Source organism: Nocardioides potassii, assembly GCF_021648885.1.
GTDB classification, from domain to species: Bacteria; Actinomycetota; Actinomycetes; order Propionibacteriales; family Nocardioidaceae; genus Nocardioides; species Nocardioides potassii.
On record NZ_JAKJHZ010000003.1, the window covers coordinates 455834 to 477053 of the forward strand.

Annotated in this window: 23 protein-coding genes; 17 read left to right on the forward strand and 6 right to left on the reverse strand. The window is 71.6% G+C overall.

The genetic code is table 11. The annotated features are described in order from the left end of the window. The first annotated feature begins 1 nt into the window (after position 1). From L2K70_RS03575 to L2K70_RS21530, 7 genes are all read left to right on the forward strand, one after another. Positions 2-574, forward strand: coding sequence for a type 1 glutamine amidotransferase domain-containing protein (locus L2K70_RS03575; RefSeq protein ID WP_236399082.1), 573 nt, complete (start codon positions 2-4; stop codon positions 572-574). Next, complete coding sequence (locus L2K70_RS03580) at positions 571-1053, forward strand: hypothetical protein (protein ID WP_236399084.1); 483 nt, start codon at positions 571-573, stop codon at positions 1051-1053. Before L2K70_RS03575 ends, L2K70_RS03580 begins: the two co-directional genes overlap by 4 nt. 5 nt (positions 1054-1058) lie before the next feature. After that, positions 1059-2225 carry a zinc-dependent alcohol dehydrogenase gene (locus tag L2K70_RS03585; RefSeq protein WP_236399086.1) on the forward strand — a complete coding sequence of 389 codons (1167 nt, stop codon included), beginning with the start codon at positions 1059-1061 and terminating at the stop codon, positions 2223-2225. A 43-nt stretch (positions 2226-2268) separates the two neighbouring features. Further along, on the forward strand, positions 2269-3417 hold the full coding sequence (locus tag L2K70_RS03590; protein WP_236399088.1) for a zinc-dependent alcohol dehydrogenase: 1149 nt from the start codon (positions 2269-2271) through the stop codon (positions 3415-3417). 52 nt (positions 3418-3469) lie between these two features. After that, complete coding sequence (locus L2K70_RS03595; protein WP_236399089.1) at positions 3470-4063, forward strand: hypothetical protein; 594 nt, start codon at positions 3470-3472, stop codon at positions 4061-4063. A gap of 66 nt (positions 4064-4129) precedes the next feature. After that, entirely contained in the window at positions 4130-5104 is a 975-nt protein-coding gene (locus tag L2K70_RS03600) for an AraC family transcriptional regulator (protein ID WP_236399092.1), read from the forward strand. 223 nt (positions 5105-5327) lie between these two features. Continuing rightward, entirely contained in the window at positions 5328-6014 is a 687-nt protein-coding gene (locus L2K70_RS21530; RefSeq protein ID WP_236399094.1) for a sensor histidine kinase, read from the forward strand. Positions 6015-6125: 111 nt separating this feature from the next. Here L2K70_RS21530 and L2K70_RS03610 read toward each other — a convergent pair whose 3' ends face one another. Genes L2K70_RS03610 through L2K70_RS03625 form a run of 4 tightly spaced genes read right to left on the reverse strand, consistent with a single transcriptional unit; the run spans position 6126 to position 10330 of the window. After that, positions 6126-6632 carry a hypothetical protein gene (locus tag L2K70_RS03610; protein ID WP_236399097.1) on the reverse strand — a complete coding sequence of 169 codons (507 nt, stop codon included), beginning with the start codon at positions 6630-6632 and terminating at the stop codon, positions 6126-6128. 55 nt (positions 6633-6687) lie between these two features. Then, entirely contained in the window at positions 6688-8217 is a 1530-nt protein-coding gene (locus tag L2K70_RS03615; protein WP_236399100.1) for a carbohydrate-binding domain-containing protein, read from the reverse strand. Between the two features lie 43 nt (positions 8218-8260). Next, positions 8261-9385, reverse strand: coding sequence for a GtrA family protein (locus L2K70_RS21535; RefSeq protein ID WP_236399104.1), 1125 nt, complete (start codon positions 9383-9385; stop codon positions 8261-8263). A 3-nt stretch (positions 9386-9388) separates the two neighbouring features. Then, the gene (locus tag L2K70_RS03625) at positions 9389-10330 is read right to left on the reverse strand and encodes a phosphodiester glycosidase family protein (RefSeq protein ID WP_236399106.1); all 942 of its coding nucleotides are present in this window, start codon (positions 10328-10330) and stop codon (positions 9389-9391) included. Positions 10331-10521: 191 nt separating this feature from the next. On the opposite strand from L2K70_RS03625, the gene L2K70_RS03630 reads away from it, so the two are divergent. The 5 genes from L2K70_RS03630 (at position 10522) to L2K70_RS03650 (ending at position 13928) form a co-directional block, all read left to right on the forward strand. Then, positions 10522-11121, forward strand: coding sequence for a DUF4956 domain-containing protein (locus L2K70_RS03630; protein WP_236399109.1), 600 nt, complete (start codon positions 10522-10524; stop codon positions 11119-11121). Beyond that, positions 11118-11897: a polyphosphate polymerase domain-containing protein gene (locus L2K70_RS03635; protein ID WP_236399112.1), complete on the forward strand. Its 780-nt coding sequence runs from the start codon at positions 11118-11120 to the stop codon at positions 11895-11897. The genes L2K70_RS03630 and L2K70_RS03635 overlap by 4 nt, the downstream gene beginning before the upstream one ends. Further along, positions 11894-13249, forward strand: coding sequence for a CotH kinase family protein (locus tag L2K70_RS03640; RefSeq protein WP_236399115.1), 1356 nt, complete (start codon positions 11894-11896; stop codon positions 13247-13249). Before L2K70_RS03635 ends, L2K70_RS03640 begins: the two co-directional genes overlap by 4 nt. A gap of 101 nt (positions 13250-13350) precedes the next feature. After that, complete coding sequence (locus tag L2K70_RS03645; RefSeq protein WP_236399118.1) at positions 13351-13527, forward strand: hypothetical protein; 177 nt, start codon at positions 13351-13353, stop codon at positions 13525-13527. 107 nt (positions 13528-13634) lie between these two features. Then, on the forward strand, positions 13635-13928 hold the full coding sequence (locus L2K70_RS03650; protein WP_236399120.1) for an STAS domain-containing protein: 294 nt from the start codon (positions 13635-13637) through the stop codon (positions 13926-13928). 12 nt (positions 13929-13940) lie between these two features. Here L2K70_RS03650 and L2K70_RS03655 read toward each other — a convergent pair whose 3' ends face one another. After that, on the reverse strand, positions 13941-14846 hold the full coding sequence (locus L2K70_RS03655) for a formylglycine-generating enzyme family protein (RefSeq protein ID WP_268930130.1): 906 nt from the start codon (positions 14844-14846) through the stop codon (positions 13941-13943). A gap of 307 nt (positions 14847-15153) precedes the next feature. On the opposite strand from L2K70_RS03655, the gene L2K70_RS03660 reads away from it, so the two are divergent. Beyond that, positions 15154-16881 (forward strand): sulfatase-like hydrolase/transferase, encoded by a 1728-nt coding sequence (locus L2K70_RS03660; protein WP_236399127.1) that lies wholly within the window; start codon positions 15154-15156, stop codon positions 16879-16881. 286 nt (positions 16882-17167) lie between these two features. Here L2K70_RS03660 and L2K70_RS03665 read toward each other — a convergent pair whose 3' ends face one another. After that, entirely contained in the window at positions 17168-17848 is a 681-nt protein-coding gene (locus L2K70_RS03665) for a class I SAM-dependent methyltransferase (protein ID WP_236399130.1), read from the reverse strand. 151 nt (positions 17849-17999) lie between these two features. Between L2K70_RS03665 and L2K70_RS03670 the strand changes: the two genes are divergently transcribed. From L2K70_RS03670 to L2K70_RS03685, 4 genes are all read left to right on the forward strand, one after another. Next, a complete protein-coding gene (locus L2K70_RS03670; protein ID WP_236399133.1) occupies positions 18000-19115 on the forward strand; it encodes a sugar phosphate isomerase/epimerase family protein in 1116 nt (371 codons plus the stop codon). A 78-nt stretch (positions 19116-19193) separates the two neighbouring features. Beyond that, complete coding sequence (locus L2K70_RS03675; protein WP_236399136.1) at positions 19194-19805, forward strand: sulfite oxidase-like oxidoreductase; 612 nt, start codon at positions 19194-19196, stop codon at positions 19803-19805. Next, positions 19802-20533, forward strand: coding sequence for an FAD-binding oxidoreductase (locus L2K70_RS03680; protein ID WP_236399139.1), 732 nt, complete (start codon positions 19802-19804; stop codon positions 20531-20533). The genes L2K70_RS03675 and L2K70_RS03680 overlap by 4 nt, the downstream gene beginning before the upstream one ends. Positions 20534-20575: 42 nt before the next feature. Continuing rightward, complete coding sequence (locus L2K70_RS03685) at positions 20576-21205, forward strand: NADPH-dependent F420 reductase (protein ID WP_236399142.1); 630 nt, start codon at positions 20576-20578, stop codon at positions 21203-21205. The last annotated feature ends 15 nt before the right edge of the window (positions 21206-21220 follow it).

Sequence of the window (21220 nt, forward strand, 5' to 3'; positions counted from 1 at the left end):
CATGAGCGGGTCATTGGACGGTCGCCGCGTCGCGATCCTCGCCGCCGACGGCGTGGAACGGGTGGAGCTGGAGGAGCCCCGGCGCGCGCTCGACGGTGCGGGCGCACGTACGGAGGTCGTGTCCCTCGCCGAGGGCGAGATCCAGGCGCGCAACAACGACCTCCAGGACGCCGGCACCTTCGCGGTCGACCGTCTGGTGGGCGACGCGTCGCCCGACGACTACGACGCCCTGCTCCTGCCGGGAGGGACGGTGAACCCCGACAAGCTGCGGACGGACCCGACCGCGGTGCGCTTCGTGCGCGTGTTCGTGGACTCGGGCAAGCCGGTGGCCTCCATCTGCCACGGCCCGTGGAGCCTCATGGAGGCCGACGTCGTCCGCGGCCGGCGCCTGACGTCGTTCCCCAGCATCCGGACCGACCTGCGCAACGCCGGGGCCGAGGTCGTCGACGAGGAGGTCGTCACCGACGGCAACCTCACCACGAGCCGGTCCCCGGACGACCTGCCGGCCTTCTGCGAGAGGATCGTGCAGGAGTTCGCGGGCGCGTCGAGCATCGCCTCGGGCGGTGCGCGATGAGCCCGGGTGTCGCGGCCCGGGCCGCGCGCGCGGGCGGTGCCCTCGTGGGTCAGGTGCGGTCGTCGCTCGGCGGTTCGTCCTCCCCGGCGGGCGCGTCCCGGCCGGCATCCGGCTGGCTCGCGGTCACCGTGCTGTGCGAGCCCGGTGCGCTGGACCCGGCGGCGCTTCCCGCCCCGCTCGCGGAGCTGGGCGACCGCATCGAGGTCGACGTCCGCCCGGCGCCGGGGGACAAGGGCACCGAGCTCTACGCCCGGCTGCGCGGCAGGAAGGCACGCGGTGGCGGAAGCGCAGGCAGCAGGCTGACCGGGAACGACGCCGAGGCCGAGCTGCGCTCGGCGTTGCGCCGCGCCAAGCAGCTCGTCGAGGTCGGTGAGGTCCTCGCGGTCGATCCGGCCCCGCACGGCAAGCGCAGTGCCACGCCGAGTGGCGCAGTGCTCGAGTCCTGGACCAAAGACGCCCCCGCGGCAGGTGTGCTGTGAGGGCCGTGACCTGGCAGGGCGTCAACGAGATCGGCGTCGAGGACGTGCCGGACCCGGCCATCCTCAACGGGCACGACATCATCGTCGAGGTCGGGCTGAGCGCGACCTGCGGATCGGACCTGCACCTGCTCGGTGGCTACATCCCCGCCATGCGTGCCGGCGACGTCCTGGGCCACGAGTTCATGGGCACGGTCGTCGAGACCGGTCCCGCCGTGACCAAGCACCAGATGGGTGACCGCGTGGTCGTGGTCTCCTTCACCAGCTGCGGACAGTGCTGGTACTGCCGGCAGGGGCTGTTCTCCCTGTGCGACAACGGCAACCCCAACCCCGGCATCACCGAGGCCCTCTGGGGCCAGTCCATCGGCGGGTGCTACGGCTACTCCCACGCCATGGGCGGCTGGGCCGGCAGCCATGCGCAGTACATCCGGGTGCCGTACGCCGACCAGGGAGCGTTCGCCATCCCCGAGAACGTCTCGGACCAGCGTGCGCTGTTCGCCTCCGACGCGGCACCCACCGGCTGGACCGGCGCCCACCAGGCCGGCGTACAGCCAGGGGACGTGGTCGCCGTCTGGGGCGCCGGCGGTGTCGGCCAGATGGCCGCGCGAGCGGCGATGCTGATGGGCGCCGAGCGGGTGGTCGTCATCGACCGGTTCGACAACCGGCTCGAGCAGGTTCGCACGCACATCGGCGCGGACACCATCGACTACGAGCACAGCGACGTCCCGGCCGAGCTGCGCGAGATGAGCGGCGGACGCGGCCCGGACGTCTGCATCGAGGCGGTCGGGATGGAGGCGCACAGTCCCGGTCCCCAGCACGTCTACGACCAGGTCAAGCAGCAGATGCGCCTGCAGACCGACCGTCCGACCGCCGTGAGGGAGGCCATCTACTCCTGCCGCAAGGGGGGCACGGTCTTCACGCTCGGCGTCTTCGGCGGCGTCGTGGACAAGTTCCCGCTGGGCGCCGTCATGAACAAGGCACTGACGCTGCGCGGGGCCCAGCAGCACGGGCACCGCTACATCCCCGAGATCCTCGACCACATGAGCCGCGACGAGGTCAGGACCGAGCACCTGGCCACGCACGTGATGTCGATCGAGGACGGGGCGAAGGGCTACCGGATGTTCAAGGAGAAGGAGGACGGCTGCGTCCGCGCCGTCTTCGTCCCCGGGGCCTGACACCAACCACACGAGCACCACCCCGATCTCGGAGAGGATCAACATGCGAGCGATGGTCTACCGCGGGCCCTACCGGGTCCGCGTCGAGGAGAAGGACATCCCGGCGATCGAGCACCCCAACGACGCGATCGTGCGGGTGACCCGGGCGGCGATCTGCGGGTCCGACCTGCACCTGTACCACGGGATGATGCCGGACACCCGGGTCGGGCACACGTTCGGCCACGAGTTCATCGGCGAGGTCCACGCGGTCGGCGGCTCGGTGCAGAACGTGTCCGTCGGCGACCGCGTCATGGTGCCCTTCAACGTGTTCTGCGGGACGTGCTTCTTCTGCGCCCGCGGGCTCTACTCCAACTGCCACAACGTCAACCCCAACGCCACGGCCGTGGGCGGCATCTACGGCTACTCCCACACCTGCGGCGGCTACGACGGCGGCCAGGCGGAGTACGTCCGTGTGCCGTTCGCCGACGTCGGGCCGGGGCTGATCCCGGACTGGATGGACGACACCGACGCCCTGCTGTGCACCGACGCGCTGTCCACCGGCTACTTCGGTGCCCAGATCGGGGACATCGCGGAGGGCGACGTCGTCGTGGTGTACGGCGCCGGGCCGGTCGGGCTGTTCGCCGCGAGGTCGGCGTGGTTCATGGGCGCCGGCCGGGTGATCGTGGTCGACCACCTCGACTACCGGCTGGAGAAGGCGCGCGACTTCGCCCACGCGGAGACGATCTGCTTCACCGAGCACGCCGACGTGGTGCGCCACCTGAAGTACCTCACCGAGGGGCTCGGGGCCGACGTCGTCATCGACGCGGTCGGCGCCGAGGCCGACGGCAACCTCCTGCAGCACGTGACGTCCGCCAAGCTCAAGCTGCAGGGCGGCTCACCCGTCGCGCTGAACTGGGCGATCGACACCGTCCGCAAGGGCGGCACGGTCTCCGTCATCGGCGCCTACGGCCCGCTCTTCAGCGCCGTGAAGTTCGGCGACGCGATGAACAAGGGCCTGACGCTGCGGATGAACCAGTGCCCGGTCAAGCGGCAGTGGCCGCGCCTGTTCGAGCACATCCGCAACGGCCACTTCAAGCCCAGCGACGTGGTCACCCACGAGGTGCCGCTCGAGCACATCGCCGAGGGCTACCACATGTTCTCCGCCAAGCTCGACGGCTGCATCAAGACGGTCGTCGTACCGGACGCCGCCTAGACCCACGGAGCCCACGACCCGAGCCCGACCCGAGCCACGACAGGAGCCCACGATGACCTACACCCCTGAGAAGCCCCCGATCGCCGAGAGCAGCGAGGAGCTCCTCGCCCGGATCCCCGGGTGGGGTGCCGACCTCGACCCCGCCGACCGGCCGTCGGTGCCGCGGGAGCAGTTCGACCCGACACTCTCCGGAGCGCACTGGAAGCACCCCGAGCGCCAGCCCGAGAAGTGGCCGCGCGAACGATCAGTCGAGCACACCCAGCTGCCCCCGGTGTTCGGCACCGCGCAACCACCCCGTGGCGTGTCCGGCGCCATCCGCAAGCTGTCCTACGCCCGCTACAGCGAGGGCCAGGCCGCGCACTGGCTGCTGCTCATCGCCGCCGACCGGGTGGACACGCTCGAGAGCGCGCTGCGGTCGTTCGTGACGCTCCACCCGGACAACCCGATCACCCAGACGGGAGTGCGCGCCGAGATCACGCACCACGGCGTTCGCTCCCGCCTGGGGCGCAAGCGCACCGACGTCAAGCACCACTGGATGGACCCCCTCATCGTGGGTGCGCCCTGGGTCGCGGGTGCGGTCTTGACGAGGAGGCTGGTACGTCGGCTGCGCCGGTCGTCGCGTTCGGTGAACACGCCTCCGGCCTGAAGGTAAATTCGCGGACGTGCCTGGAGCATGGCGCGACGATGGCCCTGGGCCGGAGGGAAGAGAGCGGTGCAGGATCGTCAGGAGGTCCGGCGGGTCACGGGCAGGACCGAGGATCCGCGTGAGGCCGAGGCCGTCATCGCCGCCGCCTACCTCCCCAGCTCCGTCGAGCGGATCGGCGCAGGCCCGCTCGCGCTGCGCCTGGACTCGCTCGAGCTCGACTCCGCGACCGTGGGGCTCGTCTCCTTCGGCGCCGAGAGCCGGCTGCGGACGAGCGAGGCCACGAACTACCACGTCAACGTCCCGGTCACGGGTCAGGTCGTGAGCAGCGCGGGCGGCGGGCCGAGGACCCGGGCCCGCTCCGGTCAGGCGACGGTCTTCATGCCGGACCGACCGGCCGACATCCGTTGGGGACAGGGTGCCAGCCAGCTGTGCCTGATGCTTCCGAAGGACACCGTCGAGCGCGAGCTCGAGGAGCTGCTGGGGCGGTCCGTCACACGTCCGGTCGTGTTCGAGCCCGAGATGGACCTGTCCGGACCGGCGGGGCGAGGCTGGCGTGCCTCGCTCGACGTCCTCGTGGGCGAGCTGACCCACGGGCCGCACCTGCTCGCCCACCGTCGTGCGGCTCGCCAGCTCGAGCGGCTCATGGTCGACGGCCTGCTCCTGGCCCAGCCGCACACCTACTCCGCCGAGCTCGAGCGACGTGCGGCACCCTCGGCCAACCGGTCCGTCCAGGCGGCACGGGACCTGCTGGAGGAGCGTCCCGAGGAGCCCTGGTCCACGACGTCGCTGGCGCGAGCGGTGCACGTGAGCGTGAGGTCGCTGCAGGAGGGGTTCGCGACGCACGTCGGAGTCCCGCCCATGACCTACCTCCAGCAGGTGCGCCTGCGTCGGGTCCGCGAGCTGCTGGTCGACGGGTCCCCGGCCGCGACGACCGTGTCGTCCGCCGCTGCTGCGGTCGGCCTGTCCCACCGCGGCCGGTTCGCGGCGGCCTACCGCCGCGAGTTCGGCGAGTCGCCTGCGGAGACGCTGCGCCGCACCTGACGGCGTGCTTCTCCCGCCCGGTGCCTCGACGCGGTCCGGCCTGCGCGGACGGTGCGCCGGATCGCGCAGGCGTTCCCGCGGTTGACGCTGCTGCCCCTCGCGCCCGGGTGAGACTCGGGGTGGGTCCAAGAGGCGGCCCTCGTGGTGCCTTGCGCGTCCGTTCCCCCACCGGCCGCAAGGCACCACCACGCCCACGGGAGGCCTCCCGAGCGAGGAGACAGTCGTGCGTGACGTCGTGGAATGGGTGCACCACAACCTCAAGACCCCGCTGGCCGCCCTGCTGGGGCACGCGGACCTGGTCGACCTCGACGGGGCCGAGCTGCCGGAGCACGTCCGCTCCTCGATCGAAGGGATGCGACGCGCGGGCGCACGACTCGACGAGGTGGTGTTCGCCGTCTGCGACCTCATCGACATCGCGTGTGCAGACACACGTCACCTCCAGCTCGTCGACCTCTCCGAGCTCGTGGCCGAGGAGCTGTCCGCCTGCATGGACGCCGCTGTGCGTGCCGGCGTCCGGCTCAGCTTCCGCGGCGTCGAGGGAGCGCTGTGCACCGGCGATCCCTCGGCCCTGGGACGGGCGGTCCGGGCGTTGCTCGAGCACGCCGTGGGCGAGGCTGCTCCCGGGACGGAGGTCGAGGTCCGGACGACCCCCACGGATCGTGGCGTTCGCGTCACCGTCGTACGCCGTTCGCCCGGTGTGCCGCCGTTCGCGCAGGAGCGGGCCGCTGGCGCGGATGGCCTGGAAGACAGTTGCTCCCGCCACCTGTCCGGGACGGGGTTCGGGGTCGTGCTCGCGTCGACGGTCGCCAGCGTCCACGGTGGCCGCGTGCGGGTCGGCGGGCCCGAGGACGAGGCGGTGCTGCAGATGGACCTGCCCGCGGACGATGATCGGACGCCAACCGGGGCGTGATGTCGAGGCACGTGAGGTGCAGCGGTCGACGCCGCACGAGCTCGGCAGGCTCACCCCGGCCGCCTCACGGGGGCGGAGGTCGGCCGGGGTGAGCGATCGTGGGAACCCAGGTCAGCTGTTGAGGCTCGAGGTGTCGGAGCCGGAGGTCGCCCCGCTGTCGGTCCCGGTGCCGGAGTCGCCGTCCGGCACTCCGTCGCCGTCGAAGTCGGGCTGCTGACCGGTGCCGTCCTGGGTGGTCCCGCCGCCGTCCTGGGTGGTGCCTCCCATCGGGCCGCCCGGCATCTGCCCGCCCATCTGTCCGCCGTCCAGGTCGCCCATCGGACCGCCGGGCATCTGGCCGTCACCGGGGAAGCCCCGACCGCCGGAGCCGTCGGTGGTCTGGGTGCTGGTGGTGGTGGCGGCGTCGTCGGTGCCGACGGCGTACCCGGCGCCGAAGCCGGCACCGCCGACCGCGAGCCCGGCGACGACCGCGCCGGCGGCGATCACCGTGCGCCCGCGGGGCAGCCGGTCGCGCCAGGTGCGCCGTCCGGCGGGGACGGCCGGGTCGTACGTCGGCGAGCTGGCCGCCGCGGCCGGGGTGGTCGAGGGGGCGTCGGGGAGCTGGGGTGCGTCGTTCATGGAAGTTCCTTCGTGGGTCGGAGGGGTGGAGTGGTGGTCGGGGTGGGTCATCGGGTCAGCCGCCCATCGGGCCGCCGTGCCCGCCGGCGGGCGCCTCGCCCGCGGTGACCTCGGTCGCGGTGCCGGCGACGGTGACGGTGTAGGTCTCGCCCGAGGTGATGTCGGCGGAGGAGTAGACGACGGAGGCGAAGTCCTTCCGGACCGTGTACGACGCGACCTCGGTGCCGTCGGCGTCGGTGATCACCACGTCCGAACCGGCCGCGGCCGTGCTGCCGAGCGCCGTGGCGATCCAGCCCTGGGCGGAGTCGGCGGACGGGGCCACCATCATCCCGGAGCTGCCGGTGGCCATCAGCGTGCCGCCGGTGACCTCGAAGGCGCCGTTGACGTCGAGCGCTCCGTTGCCGTCGGTGGTGGGTCCGTAGACCACGATGTCGCCGCCGGTGATCGTGGCGTTGCCGTTGGAGTCGAGGCCGTCGCCGCTGGCCCACACCTCGAGGGTGCCGCCGTTGACGTACAGGTCGACTGAGGTGTCGGCGGCCATCTCGCCTCCGGGCTGTCCGTCGGTCTGCGCGCTGTCGTCGGAGCTCGCCGCGTTGACGCCGTCGTCGGCCGAGTGCAGCTCGACGTCGCCGTCGTCGATGATGATGAGCGACCCCTCGAGCGCCTCGTTGGACTCGGCCACGTCCACGGTGCCGCCGCTGACGAGCACCTGGACGCCCTTGATGCCGTCGTCCTCGGACGTGACGGTGAGCGAGCCGCCCTGGATCAGCACGAAGCCGGCTCCGGCGTCCTCGGTGTTGTCGGACGTGAAGGTGTCGCCAGCCGCGTCGACGGTGACGGTGCCGTCGGCCAGGACGAGGTAGTCCTTGCCGATGATGCCGTCGTCGACCGACGTCACGTCGATCGTTCCGCCGGTGATGACCAGCCCGTCCTTGCCGACGATGCCGTTGTTGCTGTTGCCGGTCACCGTGAGCGATCCGGTGCCGCCGATGGTCAGGTCGGCGGTCGAGTAGAGCGTGCCGGTCGGTGCGTCGTCGCCCGCGTCTTCGTAGGTCGTCGCGTCGGCCAGGCTGTTGTCGCTGCCGTCGGCGAGGACGACCACGACCGACTCCGCATCGACGACGTCGATCGCGGCGGTGCTCTCGGACGTGATCGAGGCGTCGTCGAGCACGAGCCGTACGACGCCGTCGCCGGCGCTGTCGACGACGACCTGGCCGGTCAGCTCGCCGGAGAGCACGTAGGTGCCGGCGGCCGAGATGGTGACCGTGCCGCCGTCGACCGTGACCGCGTGGCCGTCGGACGTGGCGGTGCTGCCGTCGAGGGTGATGGCGGTCGCGTCGGCCTCGTCGTAGGAGGTGTCGCCGGTCTCGACCGCGACGTCGTCGGCGAGCGCCTCGTCGACGGTCGTCCCGTCTGAGGTGGCGACGGCGCTCGACGAGGTCGAGCTGCTCGCGGACGTCGTGGTCGCGGTGTCGGCGGCCACCGAGGCGCCGCAGCCGGCGAGCAGGAAGACGGCCGCGGTGCCGGCGAGCGCCTGGCGGATCCGGGTGGAAGTGGGGAGCCGAGTGGATCGAGAGGGGCGCATGGGAGCGGCCTTTCAGGAGCTGGCGAGAAGGAGGTGGCCGGTGTCAGCGGCTGGTGGAGTCGACTGTGGTGGACGTGCCTGTCGGGGAGGTGGGCCGGCGTTGTGAGCCTCCTGTGAGGGCACCCGGTGCCCGGAAGACGAACGCCCGCTGGGCCGCGAAGCTCGTCGACACCAGTGCGAGCTCGGTGAGGACCTTGGCCGGCAGGAGCGCGATCCCGGACGCGTCGAGGGCGCTCAGCAGCAGGAAGTTGAGGCCGAGCAGCGCCGTCGCAAGGGCGGCGTACCTCGCCGCGGCGACGCGGGTGCGGATCCGGTGCTCCTCGTCGAAGACGAGACGCCGGTTGACGACGAAGTTCACACCCGCGCTGGTGATCCGGGCGCCGACCACGGACAGCAGCAGGTCGCCGGTGAGGGCCTGCAGCGCAAGCAGCGCGATCGTGTCGATGGCGAAGGCGGCGAGCGAGGAGGCGAGGAACGCCAGAAGCGGTGCGTAGACCCGCCAGGAGTCCACGACCGGCCGGAAGTGCGACGAGGCGTTGTCCTCGAGGTAGATCGTGGCGATCGGAAGCACGTCGAGCGCGATGCCGGATCGTCCCGCGCGGAGCAGGACCTGCATCTCGTACTCGTAGCGTTCGCCGGGCACGCCGCACGCCCACGCGAGCAGGCCGGCCGGGATGCCGCGCAGGCCCGTCTGGGTGTCGGGGACGCGGGTGCGGGCAGCGGCCGCGAACAGCCAGCAGGTCACGCTGTTGCCGATGCGGCTGCGCACGGGCACCGGTCCCTCGAAGGTGCGGGTGCCGAGGACGAGGCGTCGGGCGTCGGGATCGTCGACCAGGCGCTCGCCGACCGCGACGATGTCGGCCAGCGCGTGCTGGCCGTCGGCGTCCGCGCAGACCACTGGCGAGCCGGTGCGGTGCGCCGCGGCGTGGGCGAGGCCGGCCTTGAGGGCTGCGCCCTTGCCGCAGTTGACGGGCAGGGTGACGACCTGGGCGCCCGCCGCGCCCACCTGCGCGAAGCGGTCGTCGTACGCCGCTCCGGATCCATCGTCGACGACGAGGACCTGCCAGTCCGGGCGGGCCGCGCGCAGGTCGGCGACGACCTGCACCAGTGCCGCGCCGGGACGGAAGGCAGGCACGAGGACGGTGGGGCCGGGCTGGACCGACGACACGGCTCAGCCCTTGATGTAGAGGATGTCGGAGGTGCCGCGCTCGCCGCCGTTGCTCGGCCGGTTGCGCACCTCGCCGTCGAAGTAGAACGTCGAGGACCCACCGCCGTCGATGTTGTAGGCGGTGACCGCGCCGAGGCCCTTCATCAGGGTGGCCAGCTCGGTCATCGTCGCGCCGGCGCTGTAACCGGTGGACCGGCCGTCGACGACCACGACGAGGAGATGGTTGTCCTCGACGACACCGATCGCGGTGCGGGGCTGGTCGCCCTGGATCGAGTGGTTGCCGAAGTTGGTGTCGACCTCGACGTCGTCGATGCCGTCGAGCACCTCGCCGTCCGCGACGAGCGCAGGGCCGAAGGAGAGGGTGTTCCAGACGCCGGAGTCGACGAGGGTCTGCGCATCGGTGGCGGTCTCGTCGTAGAGCTCGACCCGGCCGTCGCGGTAGAACGCCAGTCCCTCGCGTGCGCCGGAGTCGCGCCACACGACGCCGTTGCGGATCACCATGCCGGTGTCGCGGAAGCCGTAGTAGTCGCCGTTGACCGCGAAGATCGCGCCGTTCTGCTCGGCGATGTCCGAGGTCTCGTCGATGATGTTCGTGCCGAACGCGTCGCCGGCGAAGGCCGAGCGGAGGACGGTCGCGTCGCTCAGCACGAGGTCGGCGACGAAGTAGGTGACGGTCGCGTCACCGCTGCCGGTCATCACCTCGCGCACGGTCACCGTGGTGCCGTCGGCGCTCCAGCTGTCGTCGGTGAGGACGGCCTGAGAGGTGTCGAGCTCGGTGCCGTCGCTGCCCTGGCTCGCCTCGTACGCCGACGCGTCCGCCACCTCCACGTGGTCGACGACGTAGCGGTCGAGCGCCCATGCGCCTGTGGCGGTGCCGAGGGTCAGGGTGGTGAGGCCTCCGATGAGGAAGCCGCGGCGGGTGGAGGTCGGGATGCGTGTCGGCATGGGGGTCCTGTCGTCGGGGGTCCCCCCGACGGTGCGGGGCCTCCCTGTCCGACGGCTGTGGCGCGACCGTGCATCTCGTAGGGGTGCGGGACGCACCGGTGGTGGTTCACAGCGCGGGCACAGCGGAGCCGGAGCCGGCGGACAGCGCGGACCGTGAAGGTCGGGACCACACCGATCCAGAAGGGCATCCCATGAACTCCACCTACCTCCTCGCGGCCGTGGACCTCCTCGCCGTCGTCGTCCTCGCCGTGGCCGTCTACTACCCGCGCCACCGGCGCGCCGACCTCGTCACCGCCTTCATCGCGGTCAACGTCGGCGTCCTGGCCGTCACGATCGTGCTGTCCGGCAGCGCGGCCACGGTCGGGCTGGGGATCGGGCTGTTCGGTGTGCTGTCGATCATCCGCCTGCGGTCCGACGAGCTGGGGCAGCACGAGATCGCGTACTACTTCGCCTCGCTCGCGATCGGGCTGATCGGTGGTCTCGGCACCGCCGACCTCGTCCTCTCGATCTCGCTGATGGCCGTCCTGGTGGGCGTGCTGGCCGCCGCGGACAGCCGCCTCCTCCACAGCAGCACGCTGCGTCAGGTGATCGTGCTGGACGCCGCCATCACGGACGAGGCGTCGCTCGTCGAGCGGCTCGAGCTGCTGCTCGACGCGCGCGTGGTCCGGGTGACGCCGGTGCGCACGGACTTGGTGAACGACGCGACCACCGTGGAGGTGCACTACGTCGCACCGCGTGGCCCCGCAGTACCCGCCACCGAGCGGCGCAGCGTCGCGGCGGTGACGCGATGACGGTCCTCGGCCGCCTCCCCGCGGTGACGCTCGGCGAGGTGAACACCGAGGCCGCACTGCTGACCAGGATCGATCGCAAGTACGTCCTCCCTGCCGACGACCTCGACGCCGTCCTGACCGGCATCCCGGGCCTGCGCGCCCTCGAGATCGACGGCCGACGCAGCTCGCGCTACGAGTCGACGTACCTCGACACGGTCGACCTCGACAGCTGGAGCGGTGCAGCGCACCGCAGGCGCCGCCGCTGGAAGGTCCGGACCCGCACCTACGCCGACACCGGCGAGCGGTGGCTGGAGGTGAAGACCCGCGGGCCGCGCGGCACCACGGTGAAGGAGCGACTGCCCCACCCGGGCCACGACGACCTCGGCGTGCCGTCCTGCGCCGACGCCTGGGTCCGCGACCGGCTCGGAGCGGCGCACGTCCACGACGTCGATCCCGGTGAGCTCGTCGCGACGCTCCGCACGAGCTATCGGCGTACGACGGTGCTGCTCGACGACGGCGCCGGACGGGCCACGATCGACCGCGACCTCCGCTGGACCTCGCCCCACGGCAGTGCGGCGGTCGACCAGGTGCTGGTCGTGGAGACCAAGGCGACCACGGCCCGGCCCGGTCCGCTCGACCGTCGGCTGTGGGAGCTCGGCCACCGACCTGTGCGCATCAGCAAGTACGGCACCGGGCTCGCCCTCCTCACCCCCGACCTCCAGCGCAACCGCTGGCACCGGGTCACCTCCCGACACCTCGCCGACCACCTCACGATCCACCAAGGAGTGCTCTCATGAGCGACCACCACCCCAGCCGTCCCAGCGGTCCCACCCGCCGCGTCGTCGTCCTGGCCTCCCTCGCCTCCCTCGCCCTCGGCGGGTGCTCCGCCACGACGGGCGACGCGAACGTCGCCACCACGGGCGTGACCTCGTCCGCGCGGGAGGTGGCGGACGGCTCCGGCGTGTGGGACGCGAGCAAGGTGCACGCGATCAGCGTCGAGGTCGACGGGGACGCCGTGGCGACCATGATCGACACCTACCAGGAGACGGACGAGAAGGAATGGCTAGAGGCGACCGTGACGATCGACGGCGAGACCTTCCAGCGCGCCGGCATCAGGCTCAAGGGCAACTCGTCGCTCCGCAGCGTCAGCGACGACTCCGACCCGACCGACCTGCCCTGGCTGATCCGGCTCGACAAGTTCGTGGACGACCAGGCCGTCGACGGGTCGAGCGAGTTCATCATCCGGTCGAACAGCAGCGAGACCGCGCTCAACGAAGCCGTCGCGCTCGACCTGTTGGCCAAGGCCGGCCTGGCCAGCGAGCACGCGGTCGCGTCGTCGTTCGAGGTGAACGGCTCGGGTGCCCGGCTGCGCCTGGTCGTGCAGAACCTCGACGAGGACTGGGAGGCGGAGAACTTCTCGACCGACGGGTTGCTCTACAAGTCCGAGGCGAGCGGGGACTGGTCCTACCGCGGTGACGACCCCGACGCCTACACCGACGTCTTCGACCAGGAGACCGGCGACGACGACCTCACGCCGCTCATCGACTTCCTCGACTTCCTCAACAACAGCAGCGACGAGTACTTCGTCTCCGAGCTGCCGTCCCGGCTCGACGTGCAGTCCTTCGCTCGCTACCTGGCGTTCGAGGAGCTCGTCGACAACTTCGACGACATCGACGGTCCCGGCAACAACTCCTACCTGCGCTACGACGCCGAGACCGGCGCCTTCACGGTCGTCGCGTGGGACCACAACCTCGCCTTCGGCGCCTCGCCCGGCGGCGCGGGCGGGCCCGGCGGTGGCTTCCCGGACGGGGAACAACCCGAGGGGATGCCGACGGACTTCCCGGACGGCCAGCGACCCGAGGGGATGCCGACCGACTTCCCTGACGGCGGGCGACCCGGCGGCGGGTACGGCGGCGGTGGGGGCATGCCGGGACGTTCCAACGTTCTCGTCGAGCGCTTCACCGCCGTCGAGGAGTGGGCCGACCTCGTCGAGCAGGCGAAGAGCGACCTCACCGACGAGCTCATCGACAGTGGCTACGCCGAGGAGGTCCTCGACGCCTGGACGAGCGTGCTGCTCGAGCAGGCCGGCGACCTGGTCGATGCCACCACGGTGCAGGACGAGTCCGACGCGATCCGGGCGAAGCTCTGACGCGTCCTGGTCGAGGGGTGCTGGGCGAGCCCCGGAGGACCGTAACGCGCCCGACACGTGTCGCAACCTCCGCGAATCATTGGCGCGCCACCATGGGGCAGGTGACGACACTCGGACAGCAAGCCACCGACGTGGGCGCGGCCCACCAGCGGGGCAGGGACCAGGGAACCGGCCACCGGTTCTCGCCGCGGACGTTGAAGCACCCCGACGTGATCGGGCTGATCGTGGTGTGCGAGGTCTGCTCCTACGCCCGCATGCGGTGCCCCGGGCGGCACTGACGCCCGACAGGGTGAACATCGGGCGAACCGCGCTCCGCCCGCCCCTCCAGTCCGTAGGCTCGGCACCAGAGAACACGCGAAGCAGCCCACGTCCGAGCAGGTCCACCATGCACCACATCACCGCCTCAGTCGCCGGGCTGACGACCTCGATCGAGGTCGACGGCCCGCTCGACGTCATCGCTGCCTACGACCTGTGCGCTCGGGTGGACGCGGCGCTCCGGGGAGGAGCGCGTGTCATCGGGATCGACCTGACGCGGGTGACGTCAGCGAGCCTCGAGGGCGTGAGGGGCCTGGGGCGCTGCCGCGACGCGGCCATCGAGGTCGGGGCCGTCCTCACGTTCACCGGGTGCAGCCGTCCGTTCCGCGCCGACCTGGCGGCCGTGGAGTCCCTGCGGTCGTGATCGGGGGCTGCTTCAGGCCGCGTCGTTCGCGCAGCGGAAACCGATGTTGCCCGACGACGACTCGGCGGTGTTCGACGACCGGGCAGCCACCCGGTAGCGGTTGCAGTAGCTGTCGTGACACAGGTACGACCCACCGCGCATGACCCTCGGCACGTGCGCGTCAGGGACGTCGGCGGGGTCGGCGGCGACCGGGTCGACGACCGCTTCGGGGCCCGCGCGGTCGACGTACTCGGTGCTGCGGAACGCGTCCTGGCACCACTCCCACACGTTGCCCACGGTGTTGTGCAGGCCGTAGCCGTTGGGTGTGAACGTGGTGACCGGCGCTGTGGTGAGGAAGCCGTCGTCCAGGGTGTTGCGGTGGGGGAAGTCGCCCTGCCAGATGTTGCAGCGCCAGCGCCCGCCGGGCCTGAGGTCGTCGCCCCAGGGGTAGCGCGCGCGGTCGAGGCCTCCGCGCGAGGCGTGCTCCCATTCGGCCTCGGTGGGCAGCCGCTTGCCGGCCCACCGGCAGTAGGCCTGGGCGTCGCGCCACGACACGTGCACGACCGGGTGGTTCTGAAGGTCGTTGATGCTCGAGCGAGGTCCGGCGGGGTGGCGCCAGTCCGCGCCGCGCACCGTCAGCCACCACGGCACGCCGGCCACCCGGCGCAGGACGTCGGCCGGCGCGGCGTCCACGGCGAGGTGGAAGACCGCTGAGACCCCGTCGCGCTCGGCATCGGTGACGTAGCCGGTCGACTTCACGAAGGTGGCGAACTGGGCGTTGGTGACGGTCTTGGCATCGATGAAGTAGGAGGACAGACGTACGGCGTGCACGGGCTGCTCGCCGTCAGCGGCATAGCCGTCGCCGTGGCTGTCGCCCATCCAGAAGGACCCGCCGTCGATGTGCACCTGCCCGCGGGTGCTCCGCGCTCCTCGCGGCATCGAGGGCGTGGCCGCCTCGCCCGAGTGTCGCGTCGCCGTCGGGGCACAGCACGCGTCGCCGTGCGTGCCGGTCTGCAGGGCTTCCGGGTGCGGAGCGGAGGGTGCCCCGTCGCCGGCGCCCAGCAGTGGGAGCAGCGAGCGGGACGCGGGCGGGTCGACGGGCACCCACCAAAATTACAGTAAGTCAGTAGGGATGAGGTCCAGGGCGTCAGGGAACACGGATCGACATGGAAGGGACTGATGTCTAGTAACTCGACTTGTTAACAGTAGATTGCATGGCACGATTCCATCTCGAGAAGGACGTGTCATGCCCCACCGCAAGCTCTTCACCGCGATCGCCGCGCCAGCCGTGCTCACGCTGGCCAGCGTCGCCCCCGTCCTCGCCGGTGCGCCGGCGACCACCGCCAACGCGGCCCCCGCACCCGTGCAGGCGCCGCGCCCGAACCTCGTCTTCATCATGGCCGACGACCTCGGCTGGTCCGACCTGAGCACCGGCCTGGTCAACGGCGGCTACGGCAACGACTACAACGAGACGCCGCGCCTGGACCAGCTCGCGCAGGAGGGCCAGGTCTTCACCGAGGCGTACGCGTCGGTGCAGTGCAGCCCCACGCGCGCGGCGCTGCACACCGGCCAGTACGCCACCCGCCCCACCAACAACGTGTACGCCGTCGGCGCCGTCACGGGCCCCGCGACCGCCCCGCTGCGGGGCGTCACGCAGGGCCGCCTTGCCGAGGACGGCAAGACGGCCATCGCCACGGGCTACACGACGCTGGGGGAGACGCTTCAGAAGGCCGGGTACGCCACCGGCTACAGCGGCAAGTTCCACGTCGCCGGCTCGGCCGAGGAGATCGTCTCCGCCCACGGGTTCGACGAGAACTGGGGTGGCAGCCAGAACTCCCACGCGACCTACTACTTCGCCACGAACAACCAGTTCAACGACTCCGTCTCTCCGTCGCTCGACCAGTTCGCCGCGGACTACACGCAGGACTACGTCGACGAGAACATCGCGCCTTACAGCCGCGGGGTCAGCGAGGCCCAGCTCGACGCGCTCGTCGGCACCGACAAGCACGTGACCGACGCGCAGACCGATGCGGCGCTCGACTTCATCGACCGCAGCAAGGACGAGCCCTTCCTCGCCTGGGTCAGCGAGTTCGCCCCGCACTTCCCGGTGAACGACGCGCAGGCGCGGCCCGACCTGCTCGCGAAGTACAAGGCGAAGGTGCCCGGGCAGGCGCCGGCCAAGCCGTCGTACGGCGCGCTCACCGAGGGCGTCGACCAGTCGGTCGCGCGGATCATCGACTACCTCGAGGAGACCCCGGACCCCCGCAACGGCGGCAAGCCGCTGTCCGAGAACACCGTGGTGATCTTCACCTCCGACAACGGCGGCGAGGAGGACCCCGTCAACTCCGGCGCGTGGAACGGCCCGCTCCGCGAGGACAAGGGCCAGATGTACGAGGGCGGGATCCGCGTGCCGTGGATCGTGTGGAGCCAGAACCCCGACCTCGTGCGGGGTGGCGGTCGTGCCAACGAGACGATCATCAACAGCACCGACCTCTACACGACCTTCGCGTCCTACGCCCGGGCCGCGCTGCCCGCCGGCGTCCCCCTCGACGGCATCGACCTCACGCCGGCGTTCAGCACGGGCACGAAGATCAACCGCGACCACTTCCACCACCTGCCGGGCTACGTCGGGGTGCAGGGACCGTCGTCCCTGGTCCGTGACGGTCGCTGGAAGCTCTACTACACCTACGACGACGGCTCCTTCGAGCTCTACGACCTCGTCGCCGACGTGGGTGAGACGACCGACCTGGCCGCGCAGAAGCCCGGCCTCGTGCACCGCCTCGGCGAGAAGCTCATCGGCTGGCTCGACGAGACCGACGCGCCGCTCGCCACCCTCCGGGCCGGTCAGCCGACCCGCGTGATCGAGGACTTCACCGGCGACACGTACGCCAACGGTCGCATCACCCACCACCGCCGGGACACCATCACCATCGCCGCCGGCGACCCGGTGCCGTACCTCCTGCCGACCCCGTAGGAGCAGGTCCGCCACGCACGGACCCGGACGACCACGTCGTCCGGGTCCGCGCCAGGGGGGTGCGGCCGGACGGGCCGCCGTCGCGACCCGCTCAGCGGGTGCGCGAGTCCTCGGTGGTCTCGGGCTCGTGCTCGAGCCACGCGGCCAGGTCCGCCAGCACGTCGATCGAGGTGCGGAGGGACGAGACGTCGAGATGCATGGCTTCGACGTTACGAGCGTCCCCCGGCCCATGACGGGCCCGGCGCCCGCGCGGTGTGAACGGAGTGTGAAGGTCCGCTCACCCACGTCAACGGTCGGCCGGCTTGGTCCACTCGATCGTGTGGCGGAAGCCGAGCCGGTGGCGCATCCGTGCGCCGGGCATCACTGCCGCGACGTGGCGGCGGAGGTCGTCGTACGTCGTCGTCGGGTCCTGCACCGGGTACGGCGGTGGCTGGGGGCCCCCGCGGTTGGCCCTCGGGTGCTTGATGAACCCGATGACCGGGTTGGTCACGATCGACGCGACGTCCCAGGCGTGGTCGGCGATCGACGTCGGGGGAGCGAGGCCCACGGCGAGGAAGCGGCCGCCGGGGGAGAGCAGTCCACGCACCTCCTCCGGTGCGCGTCCGACCTCGAGATGGTGCAGGACGGCGACCATCGTCACCAGGTCGAAGGGGCCGTCGAGCCTGCTCCAGTCCCCGCCGTCGATCCGTACGTTCGCCAGCCCGGAGCACAGCTGGGACGCCGCGACCCGCATCGTCGCGTCGACGTCGTTGCCGACCACCTCACCGAAGTACGGCGCGAGGGTGGCGACGAGCCCGCCCTGGCCGCAGCCGACGTCGAGCGCCGCCCGACGCTGCACCGGGAGGTGGTCGAGGATCCAGCGGTGGAAGTGGTCGTTGTGGCTCCACGGGTGACGCGCGTTGAGCCGTGCCATCCCCGAGGACAGCGCACCTCCAGCGACCGACCGCGTGAGGTCCCGGAGTGCCATGGCGTCAGTCTGCCCGTCTGCCACTTTCGTCGATATGCGGACAAAAGATTGACGTCAGTCGTCACAACTGCCTACGGTCGCAGGGTCACGTTGTGACGCACGCCACATCCGGTCTCGTGGTGCCGGACCGACCCGCTCCTGGAGGAACCCCATGAAGACCCCCGACATCAGGTCCGAGGAGACGCCCGCGCTCCGGCGCAGCCTCGGTCTCAGCCGCCGCCAGCTCATGGCGGCCTCCACCGGGCTCGCCGCCGCTGCCACGATGGCCGGCCCGCTCGCCTCGTCCTCGGCGGCCGCAGGGAACGGCGTGCTGATCCCGCGCGGCAAGCTCGGCATCATCCTCTACTCGGTGCGCGACGCGGTCAGCCGCGATCCGCTCACCTCCGACCTGCCGTCCGGGTTCAAGGAGGTCTTCGCGGCGCTGGCGAAGATCGGCTACAAGCAGATCGAGTTCGCCGGCTACACGCAGAGCGCGAACGCCGAGGGCGGACGTACGCCGGCCCCGGAGCTGCTGAAGCAGTGGCTCGACGACAACGGCCTCGAGGCCGAGGGCAACCACGGCAGCATCCCGAGCACGATCACCGACGCCACCCTGGCGACCTTCGACGCCGCCTGCGAGGCGGCGAACATCCTCGGCATGGGCCACATCGGCACCGGCAGCGACCCGACGAGCTCGGCCTACCTGGCCGACTGGCAGCTCGCGGCCGAGCGGTGGAACATCCTCGGCGAGCGCGCGATGACCAAGCACGGGCTCAAGCTCTACACGCACAACCACGCCGAGGCGTACAGCCACCTCCTCGACGTGGGCCCGGCGGACGCCCAGGGTCGTCCGACCCGCTCGAGCGGCGTGCGTCGCCTCGAGTGGTTCCTGGACAACACCGACTCGCGCTACGTCTTCCTGGAGATGGACATCTACTGGGCGCACGTCGCGCAGTACCGCTTCGGCTCCTACGTCGGTGCGGACGGCACGACCGTGGCGGACCCCTTCGACCCGCTGGGCACGGTCAACACCTTCGGGCCGCTGCGCTACCCCCTGTTCCACGCCAAGGACGGCACGTCGCAGCCCGGCACCCGCGACGGCTACGCCTTCGCACCGTTCGGCGCCGGCGTCATCGACTACAAGGCGTTCCTCGGCGGGGTGGGCGCCAAGGGCTACCACAACCCGATGTGGGAGCAGGACAGCGCTCCCGGTGGCACCGCGAACCCCGGCCAGTCGCTGGACCTCGCGAAGTACAGCTTCGACAACCTCAAGAACCTGCGGGGCTGACCTCTCTCCCGCAGCTGCGTGTGCCGCGTCCCGGTCCGACCGGGGCGCGGCACACGTGTTCGTGGCTAGGCTCGGCTCGTGCCCGTGACCCGAGGTTTCCGCCGCCGCCGACCCGATGGACCCGAGGGGCGCCTGCCACCGGGTCAGTACGACGTCGGCTCGGGGTGGCCGGTCCTCACCGCCGAGGCCACCCCGCGGATCGAGCGCGAGTCGTGGTCCATCGAGGTGGACGGCCTGGTGGACCGCCCGACGACGTGGACGTGGGACGACGTGCAGCAGCTGCCGCGGTCCTCCTACAGCGGCGACATCCACTGCGTGACCACCTGGTCGAAGTTCGACGTCGTCTTCACCGGGGTGTCCGTCGACAGCCTGCTCGACGTCGCCGGGCCGCAGCCCGAGGCGGCGTACGTCATGGCCCACTCGTCGACCGGCTACACCACCAACCTCGCCCTGGCCGACCTCACCGGCGGCAAGGCCTGGGTGGTGTGGGAGTTCGACGGACGACCGTTGACGGCCGAGCACGGTGGACCGGTGCGGCTGCTGGTCCCGCACCTCTACTTCTGGAAGTCGGCCAAGTGGATCAGCCGGCTCGAGCTGATGGCCGCCGACCGTCCGGGCTTCTGGGAGGTCAACGGCTACCACGACCGGGGCGACCCGTGGCTCGAGCAGCGCTACCAGGGTGACCCGTGAGCGGCGCCGAGGAGGCCGGGTCGTTCGACCCGGGCGGGACGGGCGCGACCGCATGGACGACCGGACGCATCATCACCAAGGACCTGCCGGCCCCGCACCTGGTCCGGCTGCGGATGCACGTCGAGGACCGCCAGCGCCACTGGCCCGGGCAGCACTACCTCATCCGGCTGCGCGCCCCTGACGACTACACGGCCCAGCGGTCCTACTCGCTGGCCTCCGACGACAGCGACCCGCTCGTCGAGTTCCTCGTCGAGCGGCTGCCCGACGGGGAGGTCTCGGAGTTCCTGGCCGACGAGGCAGAGGTCGGTGACGTCCTCGAGCTGCGGGGTCCGATCGGGCGCTGGTTCCGGTGGGACACCTACACCCCGTCCGTGTGCCTGGTGGGCGGCACCGGTGTGGTGCCCGCGGTGTCCATGATCCGCGCGGCGCGCCACCACGGCCGCAGCGACCAGCTGCGCGTGATGGCCGTGGCACGCCGCCCCGACGAGCTGCCGTACGCCGACGAGCTCGCGCGCTTCGGCGCCACCATCGCGTACACCCGCGAGGGCGACGACGGCCGCCCGCCCGGCCCGCCCACTGCCGACGAGCTCGCCCCGTTGCTCGACGGCGCCGAGCTGGCCTACGTCTGCGGCTCGGCGCGCTTCGCCCGGTTCGCCGAGGACCTGCTGCTCTCGTCCGGGCTCGATCCCCAGGCCATCCGCGTCGAGAAGTTCGGCGTCACCGGCTGACGCGCGGGGAAGCAGACGGCGCGGCGGTTGGTTGCACCGGGCATGACGACCATCGGACTCATCGGCAGCGGACACATCGGTACGGCAATCGCGCGCCGTGCGATCGAGCAGGGCCACGACGTGGTGCTCAGCAACTCGCGCGGGCCCGAGACCCTCGCCGACCTCGTCGCCGAGCTCGGCCCGCGGGCCCGCGCAGCGACGGCCGAGGAGGCAGGGGAGGCGGGTGAGCTGGTCGTGGTGACCGTCCCCTTCAAGGCCCACCTCGACGTGCCGGTCGAGCCGCTCGCGGGCAAGGTCGTCATCGACACCAACAACTACTACTTCGAGCGCGACGGCCACTACGCGGAGCTCGACGAGGGCCGCACGAGCGTGAGCGAGATGCTCGCCGCCCACCTGCCGACCTCCCGGGTCGTCAAGGCGTTCAACGCCATCCAGGCCGCCCACATCGTCAGCGAGGGTCGCCCCCAGGGCGCCGACGACCGTCGCGCCCTCCCGATCGCCGGCGACGACGCCGACGCCAAGGCCGTCGTCACCCGGTTGATCGAGTCCTTCGGCTTCGACGTGGTCGACGCCGGCCCCCTCGCCGAGGGCAAGCGGTTCGACCGCGACAAGCCGGCGTACGGCGCCGAGCTGGGCGCGGACGCGATGCGCGAGGCCGTTGCCGCGGGCTGAGCCCCGTCGCGGGTC

Coding starts and splice junctions, on each gene's coding strand:
- L2K70_RS03575 (WP_236399082.1), top strand. CDS start 2: ATGAGCGGGTCATTGGACGGTCGCCGCGTCGCGATCCTCGCCGCCGAC.
- L2K70_RS03580 (WP_236399084.1), top strand. CDS start 571: ATGAGCCCGGGTGTCGCGGCCCGGGCCGCGCGCGCGGGCGGTGCCCTC.
- L2K70_RS03590 (WP_236399088.1), top strand. CDS start 2,269: ATGCGAGCGATGGTCTACCGCGGGCCCTACCGGGTCCGCGTCGAGGAG.
- L2K70_RS03595 (WP_236399089.1), top strand. CDS start 3,470: ATGACCTACACCCCTGAGAAGCCCCCGATCGCCGAGAGCAGCGAGGAG.
- L2K70_RS03610 (WP_236399097.1), bottom strand. CDS start 6,632: ATGAACGACGCACCCCAGCTCCCCGACGCCCCCTCGACCACCCCGGCC.
- L2K70_RS03615 (WP_236399100.1), bottom strand. CDS start 8,217: ATGCGCCCCTCTCGATCCACTCGGCTCCCCACTTCCACCCGGATCCGC.
- L2K70_RS03625 (WP_236399106.1), bottom strand. CDS start 10,330: ATGCCGACACGCATCCCGACCTCCACCCGCCGCGGCTTCCTCATCGGA.
- L2K70_RS03630 (WP_236399109.1), top strand. CDS start 10,522: ATGAACTCCACCTACCTCCTCGCGGCCGTGGACCTCCTCGCCGTCGTC.
- L2K70_RS03635 (WP_236399112.1), top strand. CDS start 11,118: ATGACGGTCCTCGGCCGCCTCCCCGCGGTGACGCTCGGCGAGGTGAAC.
- L2K70_RS03640 (WP_236399115.1), top strand. CDS start 11,894: ATGAGCGACCACCACCCCAGCCGTCCCAGCGGTCCCACCCGCCGCGTC.
- L2K70_RS03650 (WP_236399120.1), top strand. CDS start 13,635: ATGCACCACATCACCGCCTCAGTCGCCGGGCTGACGACCTCGATCGAG.
- L2K70_RS03655 (WP_268930130.1), bottom strand. CDS start 14,846: ATGCCGCGAGGAGCGCGGAGCACCCGCGGGCAGGTGCACATCGACGGC.
- L2K70_RS03660 (WP_236399127.1), top strand. CDS start 15,154: ATGCCCCACCGCAAGCTCTTCACCGCGATCGCCGCGCCAGCCGTGCTC.
- L2K70_RS03665 (WP_236399130.1), bottom strand. CDS start 17,848: ATGGCACTCCGGGACCTCACGCGGTCGGTCGCTGGAGGTGCGCTGTCC.
- L2K70_RS03670 (WP_236399133.1), top strand. CDS start 18,000: ATGAAGACCCCCGACATCAGGTCCGAGGAGACGCCCGCGCTCCGGCGC.
- L2K70_RS03685 (WP_236399142.1), top strand. CDS start 20,576: ATGACGACCATCGGACTCATCGGCAGCGGACACATCGGTACGGCAATC.